This window comes from Citrobacter sp. RHBSTW-01044 (assembly GCF_013781945.1).
GTDB lineage: Bacteria > Pseudomonadota > Gammaproteobacteria > Enterobacterales > Enterobacteriaceae > Citrobacter > Citrobacter braakii.
This window is the reverse complement of the sequence record NZ_CP056180.1, coordinates 4,526,617-4,538,042: the sequence shown is the minus strand read 5'-3', so window position 1 is coordinate 4,538,042 and position 11,426 is coordinate 4,526,617. Positions and strand designations below refer to the sequence as shown.

Below are 11,426 nucleotides of genomic sequence, written 5' to 3'. Positions count from 1 at the left end.
TCTGGACGTTCTCCTTCCTGAAGCCGGTTTTCTGGCACTGTTGTTAAGCCTCGGGGTCAACGTGTTGACCCCGCTTGCCGTGTTGGTGGGTGTCCGCCAGCGCTGGCAAGGCGTAATGCGCCTGGCAAGCGTGGGCATGTGGACGCAATTTTCGCTGCTGCTGCTGGCCTTTGCCATTCTGATATTCTGCTTTCTGACCAGCGACTTTTCGGTGGTCTACGTTGCTCAGCATAGCTACAGCCTGCTGCCGTGGGGATTAAAACTGGCGGCGGTGTGGGGCGGGCATGAAGGATCGCTGCTGTTGTGGGTGCTGTTTCTTTCCGGCTGGAGCGCGCTGTTCGCCTTGCGCTATCGGCGTGATTCCGACCTGCTGTTTCCGTTAACGCTCAGCGTCCTCGCACTGATAACGGCCCTGCTGCTGCTGTTTGTGGTGGTATGGTCCGATCCGTTCGTGCGTATCTTCCCGCCAGCCATTGAAGGGCGCGACCTTAATCCGATGCTGCAACATCTCGGGTTAATCCTCCATCCGCCGCTGCTGTACCTGGGTTACGGTGGCTTGATGGTGGCGGCAGGCGTGGCGCTGGCCTCGCTGCTGCGCGGTGACTTTAATGCGCAGAGCGCCGGGGTGTGCTGGCGCTGGGCGCTGCCTGGCTGGTGTGCGCTGACGCTGGGGATTATCCTCGGCTCCTGGTGGGCCTACTGCGAGCTGGGTTGGGGCGGCTGGTGGTTCTGGGACCCGGTAGAAAATGCCTCCTTATTACCCTGGCTTTCCGCCAGTGCGCTGCTGCATAGTCTGTTCATCACGCGCCAACGTGGGATCTTCCGCCACTGGTCGCTGCTGCTGGCGATCGTCACGCTGATTTTATCGCTGCTGGGGACGCTGATTGTGCGTTCCGGCATTCTCGTTTCCGTGCACGCTTTTGCGCTGGATAACGTCCGCGCCACACCGCTGTTTGCGCTGTTTACCGTATTGAGCCTGGCATCGCTCGGGCTGTACGCCTGGCGGGGACAGCAAGTCCGCCAGAATGCGCGTTTTGGCGGCTGGTCGCGCGAGATGCTGATTCTGGTCGCGCTATTACTTTTTTGCGCGGTGCTGCTGATTGTGCTGATTGGCACCCTTTACCCGATGATTTACGGGTTGTTCGGCTGGGGGCGGCTCTCCGTGGGCGCACCGTACTTTAACCGTGCTACGCTGCCCTTTGGTCTGCTGATGCTGCTGGTTATCGTGCTGGCGACGATCAGAAGCCACAAAGTGTCTGTGCGTTGCCAGTTTCCGGCACTGCTGGCGCATGCCGGGGTGCTGGTGTTTGCGGCTGGGATCGTCTTTTCCAGCGGTAGTCGCCAGGAGATAAGCCTGAATCTGAGCCCCGGGCAGCAGGTGGAACTGGCGGGCTATATTTTTCGTTTTGAGCGTCTCGACCTGGAAGCAAAAGGTAACTACACCAGTGAAAAAGCGCAGATCACGCTGTGGCAGAATAAGAAACGCATTGGCAGCCTGCAGCCCGAAAGACGCTTCTATGCCGCGCGCCGTCAACAGATGATGGAGCCGGGGATCCGCTGGAATCTGATGCATGACTGGTATGCGGTAATCGGCGAAAAAACCGGACCGGACCGTTATGCCATGCGCTTGTACGTACAGACCGGCGTGCGCTGGATTTGGGGCGGGGGACTGTTAATGGTCTGTGGTGCGCTGCTGAGCGGATGGCGAGGGAGAAAGCGCGATGCATAAACTAATCAACGCGTTGCCGGATGGCGGCGAACGGGGTGTGAAAACGGTAGGTCGGATAAGCGCAGCGCCATCCGGCAGAACATGTTTACTCTTAGCTATCATTTTGTTTTTCATCGCCTTCGCGACACATGCCCAGGTTGTGGACACATGGACTTTTGCCAACCCGCAACAACAGGAAAAAGCGTTGTCTATTGCCAGTCAACTGCGCTGTCCACAGTGTCAAAACCAAAACTTGCTGGAATCCAATGCGCCGGTAGCGGTCAGTATGCGCCACCAGGTTTATAGCATGGTGGCGGAAGGGAAAAGTGAAGCCGAGATAACGACGTGGATGACCGATCGCTACGGTGATTTTGTGCGCTACAACCCGCCGTTGAATGAGCAAACGCTGCTGCTGTGGGCGTTGCCGTGCCTGCTGTTATTGCTGGTGGGCGTGGTGGTCTGGCGGGTGAGACGGCGCCAGCGCGTAGAGGAGGATGTGCAATGAGCCAGTCCAACCATTCCCCTGCGCCGTTACGCCCACTCCCCGTGAAGTGGCTGACCGCTGCGACGGTGCTGATGGTTGTGGCCTGCATCGGAGGTTATCTGTTGACGCCCAAATGGCAGGCGGTGCGTCAGGAACAGACGCGGCTGGCGGACCCATTACATGCGTTCGCCGATGAAAATATTCAGGAAAAACAGCTGCTTTTGCTGCAATCGCAAATTCGTGCTAATCCGCAGGACGGTGTGAAATGGGCGCAACTCGGTGAGTACTATCTTTGGCAAAACGCGTATCATAATGCGCTGCTTGCCTACGAGCAGGCGCTGCGTGTAGGGGGTGAAAATGCTGAGATCTATTCAGCGCTGGCAACGGTATTGTATTACCAGGCCGGGCAGCATATGACACCGCCCACTCGCGAGATGATTGATAAGGCTCTGGCGCTGGACCCGACAGAGGTCACTGCGCTGATGCTGTTAGCCTCAGATGCGTTTATGCAGGCAGACTACGCCCAGGCCATTTCAGTGTGGCAAAAAGTTATGGATTTAAACTCGCCGAGGGTGAACCGGGCACAGCTCATTGACTCTATTAATATGGCGAAGTTGTTGCAGAATCGGCAAAAATAAATTTGTTTCTTTTGTGATTTGTATCATTTGGCCTGTTTAAAAAACAGGCGAACGAACAAATGAGCAAAAAAACTCACGCCATGACTTCTTCATTTTTGAACATATTAAAATTCTTTTATAACAAAAAGTTATTCATCAATGCCCCGATAAAATTGCATTTTTATGCATAAATTCAGCTGAAGGCTCTGTTCCTGGAGGGTTGCGCGAGACAGTACGCAAATGATAATGATAATAAGCGTTAAAAAACTCCATAAACGAACGCAACACAATTCATACCCTTTCAGTATGTACTATTACCACACACCGCATGTGGAATAGCGCTCCATCGAGGAAGTCCGTTGTTATGAAAAATTTGAAAGTCAGCCTGGCATGGCAGATTCTGATCGCTATGGTGCTGGGCATTCTGCTGGGGAGTTACCTGCATTACCATAGTGACAGCCGTGAATGGCTGGTTGTAAACCTGCTGTCACCGGCGGGCGATATCTTTATCCATCTGATCAAAATGATTGTGGTGCCCATTGTTATCTCTACGCTGGTTGTCGGTATCGCCGGGGTCGGTGATGCAAAACAGCTGGGCCGTATTGGCGCCAAAACTATTCTCTATTTCGAAGTGATCACCACCGTGGCGATTATCCTTGGTATCACGCTGGCGAATGTGTTCCAGCCAGGCACCGGGGTGGATATGTCGCAACTGGCGACCGTGGATATTTCGAAATATCAAAGCACGACCGCAGAAGTACAGAGCCACGCGCATGGCCTGATGGGGACAATTTTGTCACTGGTGCCAACCAACATCGTCGCATCGATGGCAAAAGGCGATATGCTGCCGATTATCTTCTTCTCGGTGCTGTTCGGTTTAGGTCTGTCTTCCCTGCCGGCAACTCACCGCGAGCCGTTGGTTACCGTATTCCGCTCTATTTCCGAAACCATGTTTAAAGTCACTCACATGGTTATGCGCTACGCGCCAGTCGGCGTTTTCGCGCTGATTGCCGTTACCGTCGCGAACTTCGGTTTTGCCTCCTTGTGGCCGCTGGCGAAGCTGGTGCTGTTGGTGCATTTCGCCATTCTGTTCTTCGCGCTGGTGGTGCTGGGGATCGTGGCGCGCATCTGCGGTCTGAGCATCTGGATCCTGATCCGCATTCTGAAAGACGAGCTGATTCTGGCTTACTCTACCGCCAGCTCCGAGAGCGTGCTGCCGCGCATTATTGAGAAGATGGAAGCCTATGGCGCGCCCGCTTCAATCACCAGCTTTGTGGTGCCGACCGGCTACTCATTCAACCTTGATGGTTCAACTCTGTACCAGAGTATCGCCGCTATCTTTATCGCGCAGCTGTACGGTATCGACCTGTCGCTGTGGCAGGAAATCGTGCTGGTGCTGACGCTGATGGTGACCTCGAAAGGGATTGCGGGTGTGCCGGGCGTATCATTCGTGGTGCTGCTGGCTACGCTGGGCAGCGTGGGGATCCCACTGGAAGGCCTGGCGTTTATCGCCGGTGTTGACCGTATCCTCGACATGGCGCGTACCGCGCTGAACGTGGTGGGTAATGCGCTGGCGGTACTGGTTATCGCCAAGTGGGAGCACAAATTTGACCGCAAGAAAGCGCTGGCCTATGAGCGCGACGTGCTGGGTAGATTTGATAAGACCGCTAATCAGTAATTCATGACAGCTTGCCGGATAAGCGTCGCGCCATCCGGCAATGCAAATCATTACCCGTTTGTTAACTTATCAAACTCTTCGCAGCCGGTATCGAATCCTTCCATACAGCTCAGATTCAGCCAGTGCAGCGCCTTCTGTTTATTCTTCACGATAAAACCCTGTTCACCGTTTAAGAACATCATCCCTGCCCAGTATTCGGAATAACCGGTGCGGGAAATGGCTGAGCTTCGTTTGAAATACCATGTCGCTTTCTCATCATCAGCGGGTATGCCCACACCGTTGGCGTAAATCAGGCCGAGCAGCATTTGCGCGTCGACGGCGGAGTCATTTTCCAGGTCTTCGGAGGCGTTTTGCAGCAAGGTAATGGCTTTAGGGTAATCGGTACGTCCAGCCTGGGTGTTGACCAGAATCCGCGCCAGGGTAAGTTCTCCCGCTTTACTGCCTGCTTTGGCTGCTTTTTCCGCCAGCGTTTTAGCCTGGGGGTAATCCAGACTGACCGGATTCGTAATTTTGATTTGCGCCAGTAGCGCGCAGGCGTCGGCATCGCCGTTGTCGGCGGCTTTTTGCGCCCAATACTCGGCTTTGCTCAAATCGCCCGAACTGAACCAGGTATCGGCAAGAAAGTACTGTGCGCGACGGTCCCCTGCCTCAGCGGCCTGTAAGTACTGGCTTCCTGGCTCAGTATCACTGGCATGGGCAAAGAATGTCATAAAGAACATCAATGCAATGAGTTGTTTCATTTTGAGTTTTATTTAGGGTACGGAATGAACAGTATAAAGAGATCGTATGGATAAAAAAACAGCCTCCGGGCGGAGGCTGTTGCAGAACAGTTACGTAAACGGACTAACCCATCGCGCTTTCGCGCAGGCTGGCTTTCAGCTTGGTGTACTCATCAATGACATACTGCTCGGCAGCGCGCTGATCGGCAATGCGTTCAACGTTAACGGCACAGTACTTGTACTCCGGCGTTTTGGTAATCGGGCTTAAGTTCTCGGTTACCAGCTCATTACATGCGCCAATCCACCACTGGTAGGTCATGTAAATCGCACCTTTGTTTGGACGATCGCTGACTGCTGCACGGGTAATGACCCGGCCTTTACGCGAGTTAACCCATACCAGCTCTTCATCCTGGATGCCCAGGCGTGCTGCGTCGGCGGTGTTGATCTGGGCATAGCCCGGTTCATCCGCCAGCGCGGCCAGCGCCGCACAGTTACCGGTCATCGAACGGCAAGAGTAGTGGCCGACTTCACGCACCGTAGACAGCACCATCGGGTACTCCTCAGTGAGTTTGTCGATTGGCGCTACCCAGTCGCAGGTAAAGAACTGCGCCAGACCGTTCGGGGTATCGAACTTCTCTTTGAAGAGATAAGACGTACCCTGGTCGGTTTCTGAGGTGTCGCGGCAAGGCCACTGGATATAACCCAGTTCGCCCATTTTCTCGTAAGTGGCACCGTAGAAATCCGGGCACAGATGACGCAACTCATCCCAGATTTCCTGGGTGTTGTTGTAGTGCATCGGGTAGCCCATACGGGTGGCGATTTCACTGATAATCTGCCAGTCCGTTTTCAGATCCCACTTCGGCTCAACGGCTTTAAAGAAGCGCTGGAAGCCACGGTCAGCCGCGGAGAAGACGCCTTCATGCTCGCCCCATGACGTAGACGGTAAAATAACGTCTGCGGCAGCGGCAGTTTTGGTCATGAAGATATCCTGCACGATGACCAGTTCCAGATCCTCAAAGCCTTTGCGCACTGCGGAGAGTTCAGCGTCGGTCTGTAATGGATCTTCACCCATAATGTACGCCGCGCGGACTTCGCCATGCGCTGCACGGTGCGGCAGTTCACTGATGCGATAGCCGGTATGTGCAGGCAGACTTTCCACGCCCCAGGCTTTAGCGAACTTCTCGCGGTTAGCCGGATCTTTCACATACTGATAGCCCGGATAAGTATCCGGTAGCGCGCCCATGTCGCATGCGCCCTGAACGTTGTTCTGGCCACGAACCGGGTTAACGCCCACGCTTGGCTTACCGAGGTTGCCGGTCAGCATTGCGAGGCTGGTCAGTGAACGCACGGTTTCCACGCCCTGATAGAACTGGGTAACACCCATGCCCCACAGGATGGCCGCGCTTTTTGCCGTGGCGTACATACGAGCAGCCTGACGAATATCCTGTGCACTAACGCCAGTGATATCTTCGACGGACTCCGGCGTGTAGCCTTCGACAATCTTGCTGTACTCTTCGAATCCTTCGGTACGGGAGGCGACGAACGCCTGGTCGTACAGTTTTTCTTCGATGATGACATGACCCATGGCGTTGAGCAGCGCGATATTCGAGCCGTTTTTCAACGCGATGTGCATATCGGCAATACGCGCGGTTTCAATTTTGCGCGGATCGCAGACGATAATTTTCGCCCCGTTACGTTTAGCATTAATCACGTGATTCGCCACGATCGGGTGGGAATCCGCCGGGTTGTACCCGAAGATGAACACTAAATCTGTGTTATCAATTTCATTGATAGCATTACTCATTGCGCCGTTACCGACCGATTGGTGCAGACCTGCAACCGAAGGGCCGTGTCAGACGCGAGCGCAGCAGTCAACGTTATTGGTACCAATAACGGCGCGCGCGAATTTTTGCATTACATAGTTGGTTTCGTTACCCGTACCGCGAGATGAACCGGTCGTCTGAATAGCGTCCGGGCCATACTTCGCTTTGATGGCGCTCAGACGAGTGGCGACGTAATCAAGCGCTTCATCCCAGGAAACGGATTCCAGTTTGCCGCCACGCTGGCGACGGATCATTGGGGTTTTCAGACGAGGGGTCAGGATCTGGGTATCATTGATAAAATCCCAGCCATAGTAGCCCTTCAGACACAAGGTACCCTGGTTGGTTTTCCCCTGCGCCGCTTCAGCCCGGACGATTTTGCCGTTATCGACCACCAGGTTGATTTTGCAACCTGATGCGCAATATGGGCAAACCGTGACGACTTTTTTCATCGGTCTCGCTCCAGTTAATCAAATCACGCATACGCGTTTGTCGCTTGAGTTATGCATCTTTTATGCCATGTTTTTATCAAGGGCATTAGTCGATATTACGGGCGAATTTTGCGCAAAACCCTGACGAAAAACAGGCTGTCGTCATATTTGACGTGACGAATCTCCAATACGTGACGGCCCGGCAGTGTGACCGAGGTTATGTTTCCCACACATCCTTGTGCCTTATCGCTGTCACTCTGTGCAGAATCAATCACACTCATTTAAGTTGGCCAGAAATGGGGAAAAACAATGAAGCCAGCCATACTGGTTGTGGATGATGACATCGCTGTCTGCACGCTTTTACAGGATGTGCTGAGCGAACACGTCTTTGCAGTGACCGCATGTCACACCGGGCAGGAGGCGCTGCGCTGCATTGAGACTCAGCCGGAAATCGCTCTGGTATTGCTGGACATGATGTTGCCTGATATTAACGGTCTGATGGTGCTGCAGCAGGTGCAAAAGATGAGACCCGGATTACCGGTGGTGATGCTGACCGGGCTTGGCAGCGAGTCGGATGTGGTTGTCGGGTTGGAAATGGGCGCTGACGACTACATCGGTAAACCGTTCAATGCGCGGGTGCTGGTGGCGCGGGTAAAGGCGGTACTCAGACGCGTCGGCGTGTTAACGGCAGAAAGCGGCAGCCCGCAAACCACGGGGCTTTCTTTTAACGGTTGGCATCTCGATACCGCCGGTTGCCAGTTACATAATCCTCAGCAACTGAAGGTGGAGTTGACGCAGGGGGAATACAGCCTGCTGCTGGCGTTGGCCCAAAACGCCCGCCGGGTACTTAGCCGAGAACAGCTGCTGGAACTGACGCGCAGCGACAGCGTTGAGGTGTTTGACCGCACCATTGACGTGCTAATCATGCGGTTACGGCGAAAAATAGAGAACAACCCGCATCAGCCGATGCTGATCAAAACCCTGCGCGGGCTGGGCTATGTGTTTGCCGCCGACGTTCAGCATCATGATAAGGCGGCGTAAACGTCTTATCCGGCTTACAAGGACGCTATATCGGCTTTTAACTCTGCCAACGTTTTCGCGCCGTCTATCGCGTTGGCGCACAGCAAACTGGCCCGTGCGCAGGCGTGTGCCAGCCTGACGCTGTCCGTCAGCGACCAGCGTTCATGACAGCCATACAAAAATCCGGCGCAAAACGCGTCTCCCGCCCCGACGCTGCCAACGATCTCCTCCGGCGCCAGATACTGTGACGGGATCCAGACGCCCGGCAGATCCGGCGCTTCACCCCAGGCACCTTCCGGACAGTGGATAACCACCCGCTGGCGTACGCCCGCATTCAGCAGTTCGCGCGCAGCGGTGGCGATGTGCGCAATATGCAGCTCCCCGTTGGGCTGGCGGATCTCCAGCCCGCTGAATTCCCCGGCTTCCAGCTCGTTAATTACCAGATAGTCGAGATGGCGCAGGGCTGGCATCACCAACGGCTGATAGCGCGGGTCGCCCTTGCGTGAAACCAGATCCAGTGATGTTTCAAAGCCGTTGTCGCGCATTTGCGCCAGCAGCCGTGCGCTACGTGTGCCGTACTCCTCATCCGGCATGTCCAGACTGTCGAGCAGCAGCAGATAGCCAAGATGGAAGATTTTCATCGAGGTATCCAGTTGCTCAAAAGCGGGCAGATCCAGCAGCCGGTTGGCACCGGGCGAGTGGAAAAAGGTGCGCTGACCGCTGGGATCGGTCATCACCTGTGACATCGACGTGGGGGCGAAAGTCGTGCGCTGCACATGCTGGCGATTAACATGATACTGCTCCAGCATCGCCATGATGTAGTCGCCGTCGCTATCCTGACCGATTAACCCCACCGCCTGCAGCGGCAGTCCGGTGTGCATTTTCGCCAGTGTCAGCAGTACGTTCAGCGGCGCACCGCCCGTGGCGCGTTCGCTACGGATGATTTCCGCCAGCCAGCCGCGTTCCGGCCACTGCACAATTTGATGCACATGATCGACCAGCATGTTGCCTGCGGCGATAACGCCTCTGCGTTCCATCAGACCCGTCCCGCGCTGCCAAAAATACGCATCTGTTCTGAAACGGTATCGGTAATGGCCTCTTCAATGGCGAGCAGCAGTTCGGCAAATTCGTCGTACAGGGGCTGACGATTCGCTATTCTTGTCTCTACTGCCGACAGCGCCGCCTGCGACATGCCGGTATAGAAATTAATTTTGTGAATGCCGAGTTCAATTGCGCGCTTGAAATCGTCGTTGCTGATGCCGGAACCGCCGTGCAGTACCAGCGGGATCGCCGCCTGCTGGCGAAGGGCGTCCAGACGCGGAAAGTCGAGCACCGGTTCGCCTTTATATTTGCCGTGTGCATTACCAATGGCGACCGCCAGCGCGTCAATCCCGGTTCTGTCGACGAAATCACGCGCCATCATCGGGTCGGTAAATAACGACTCGTCGGCATGACCATACAACGCGCCGCCCTCATCGCCTCCCACCGCGCCCAGTTCGGCTTCCACCGATACACCGACGGCGTGACACATCTTCACCACTTCGCGGGTTTGACGAATATTTTCTTCATACTCCAGCGTGGAGCCATCAAACATCACTGAACTGAAACCTAAGCGCAGTGCCCGAACCACCGACTCAAAGTGCAGGCCGTGGTCAAGGTTCAGCACTACCGGAATGTCATGCCGCGCGGCTTCGTACTTGACCGCTTCGACCAGAGAATCCAACGAGATATATTTAAAATGCACCTCGGCGATGTTGATGATAAACGGCGAACGTTCCTGCTTTGCCGCGGCAAACAGCGCGCGCAGGAAGTGTGAGTCCAGAACGTTAAACGCCCCTAAGGCATAGCGGTGCTCGCGGGCATGGGCAAGGCCATCGGCGAGAGATATCAACGGCATAATGCGCTCCTTGGTTAGCGGAACAGGCGATACTCATTACACAGCACCAGCTGCGCCGGTTCGTCTTCTTCAATGTCGTTATAGCGGGCGATCGGTTGCAGAAAGTGGTTATCGTGGTCGTCGTCATTAACAGAAGAAACCTCGCCGACCAGCACGTCGCCAAAACCTTCTTCCGCCCAGAAGCTGTGATACAGGCCCGGTGGCAGGCAGATGCTTTCACCCGGCGTCAGGCGCAGTTGACTGCCTGCCGCATGGGTTTGCCGACAGCCGTCAATCACCACGCTCACGTCGCTGTCCTCCGTTTGTTCTCGGATCCCCGCATTCCACAGTTCCACAATTAAATTACCGCCGCCGCGATTGATAATGTCTTCGCGTTTACGCCAGTGAAAATGCATCGGCGTGACCTGCGCATCGCGAACATGCATGATTTTCTCGGCGTAGCATTTCTCGTAAGGCATTCCTTTCGGCGAGCCATTACGCAGGGTAAACAGCGTTAACCCTTGCGCGGCGAAATTGTTGCCGCCAAACGCGGTGACATCCCAACCAAGCTTAAGGTCGAAAACTTCGCTCCAGGCGGCGGGATCAAGCTTGCGCCATTGGGTCGGCGGGAAACTGGCGAAAGGGGGGAGATGCACGTCGTGCTGAGAGAAAAACTGGCGCGTGTGGCCAAGGATTTCGTTTATTGCTGAGCGTTTCATTGATTCTCCTGTGGCTGATAAGATGACCTTTATGCGGCCCTCTCTCAAAGAAGAGGGAGAAAATCAAAAGCTTTCCCATGGATAAAATGGACACAATCCGGTTACCTCTCCCTCACAGCAGAATAGGGAATAGTTATATTTTATTGTGTTTTTCTATGTGGTGATGTGATTCATTCAATAAAATGATAAATAAAAAGAGCATTTTCACAAATGTTATTATAAATCATTATCTTAATATGTTTGTTTTTTTAGTCGAATCTCAGTTTTCTGCAGTCATTGGGATGTGAGCGCTGGCGTGTTGCCTCGCGATTAAAAATGAATAATACATAATATAAATAATCTTATTAAAATCTG

General features: G+C 54.5%; 8 protein-coding genes and 1 pseudogene. 4 read left to right on the top strand and 5 right to left on the bottom strand.

The annotated features are described in order from the left end of the window. Window position 1: 1 nt before the first annotated feature. The 3 genes and pseudogenes from nrfF (at window position 2) to gltP (ending at window position 4,487) form a co-directional block, all read left to right on the top strand. Window positions 2-2,213, top strand: a pseudogene (gene nrfF / locus HV352_RS21715) (heme lyase NrfEFG subunit NrfF). Next, window positions 2,210-2,830, top strand: a complete 621-nt coding sequence (nrfG, locus tag HV352_RS21705) for a heme lyase NrfEFG subunit NrfG (protein ID WP_016155455.1) — start codon at window positions 2,210-2,212, stop codon at window positions 2,828-2,830. The pseudogene nrfF and the gene nrfG overlap by 4 nt, the downstream one beginning before the upstream one ends. Before the next feature lie 343 nt (window positions 2,831-3,173). Further along, on the top strand, window positions 3,174-4,487 hold the full coding sequence (gltP, locus tag HV352_RS21700) for a glutamate/aspartate:proton symporter GltP (protein WP_016155456.1): 1,314 nt from the start codon (window positions 3,174-3,176) through the stop codon (window positions 4,485-4,487). Between the two features lie 50 nt (window positions 4,488-4,537). On the opposite strand, the gene yjcO is transcribed toward gltP, so the two are convergent. Continuing rightward, window positions 4,538-5,227: a Sel1 family TPR-like repeat protein YjcO gene (yjcO, locus tag HV352_RS21695; RefSeq protein WP_016155379.1), complete on the bottom strand. Its 690-nt coding sequence runs from the start codon at window positions 5,225-5,227 to the stop codon at window positions 4,538-4,540. A gap of 103 nt (window positions 5,228-5,330) precedes the next feature. Further along, a complete protein-coding gene (gene fdhF, locus HV352_RS21690; protein ID WP_081000494.1) occupies window positions 5,331-7,478 on the bottom strand; it encodes a formate dehydrogenase subunit alpha in 2,148 nt (715 codons plus the stop codon). A 288-nt stretch (window positions 7,479-7,766) separates the two neighbouring features. Here fdhF and HV352_RS21685 point away from each other — a divergent pair, with 288 nt between their 5' ends. Beyond that, a complete protein-coding gene (locus HV352_RS21685; RefSeq protein WP_019077857.1) occupies window positions 7,767-8,498 on the top strand; it encodes a response regulator transcription factor in 732 nt (243 codons plus the stop codon). Window positions 8,499-8,512: 14 nt separating this feature from the next. Here the strand turns inward: HV352_RS21685 and HV352_RS21680 are convergent, their stop codons facing one another. The 3 genes from HV352_RS21680 to HV352_RS21670 are packed head-to-tail and all read right to left on the bottom strand — an operon-like array spanning window position 8,513 to window position 11,072. Next, window positions 8,513-9,517, bottom strand: coding sequence for a carbohydrate kinase family protein (locus tag HV352_RS21680; protein WP_087121875.1), 1,005 nt, complete (start codon window positions 9,515-9,517; stop codon window positions 8,513-8,515). Further along, window positions 9,514-10,374, bottom strand: coding sequence for a ketose 1,6-bisphosphate aldolase (locus HV352_RS21675; protein WP_016155460.1), 861 nt, complete (start codon window positions 10,372-10,374; stop codon window positions 9,514-9,516). The genes HV352_RS21680 and HV352_RS21675 overlap by 4 nt, the downstream gene beginning before the upstream one ends. Window positions 10,375-10,388: 14 nt before the next feature. After that, on the bottom strand, window positions 10,389-11,072 hold the full coding sequence (locus tag HV352_RS21670) for a D-lyxose/D-mannose family sugar isomerase (RefSeq protein ID WP_047357720.1): 684 nt from the start codon (window positions 11,070-11,072) through the stop codon (window positions 10,389-10,391). Window positions 11,073-11,426: the final 354 nt, after the last annotated feature.

Bases quoted from the DNA above. Each gene is read 5' to 3' on its own strand.
- nrfG (WP_016155455.1), top strand. From the start codon at position 2,210: ATGAGCCAGTCCAACCATTCCCCTGCGCCGTTACGCCCACTCCCCGTG.
- HV352_RS21670 (WP_047357720.1), bottom strand. From the start codon at position 11,072: ATGAAACGCTCAGCAATAAACGAAATCCTTGGCCACACGCGCCAGTTT.
- gltP (WP_016155456.1), top strand. From the start codon at position 3,174: ATGAAAAATTTGAAAGTCAGCCTGGCATGGCAGATTCTGATCGCTATG.
- yjcO (WP_016155379.1), bottom strand. From the start codon at position 5,227: ATGAAACAACTCATTGCATTGATGTTCTTTATGACATTCTTTGCCCAT.
- HV352_RS21675 (WP_016155460.1), bottom strand. From the start codon at position 10,374: ATGCCGTTGATATCTCTCGCCGATGGCCTTGCCCATGCCCGCGAGCAC.
- HV352_RS21685 (WP_019077857.1), top strand. From the start codon at position 7,767: ATGAAGCCAGCCATACTGGTTGTGGATGATGACATCGCTGTCTGCACG.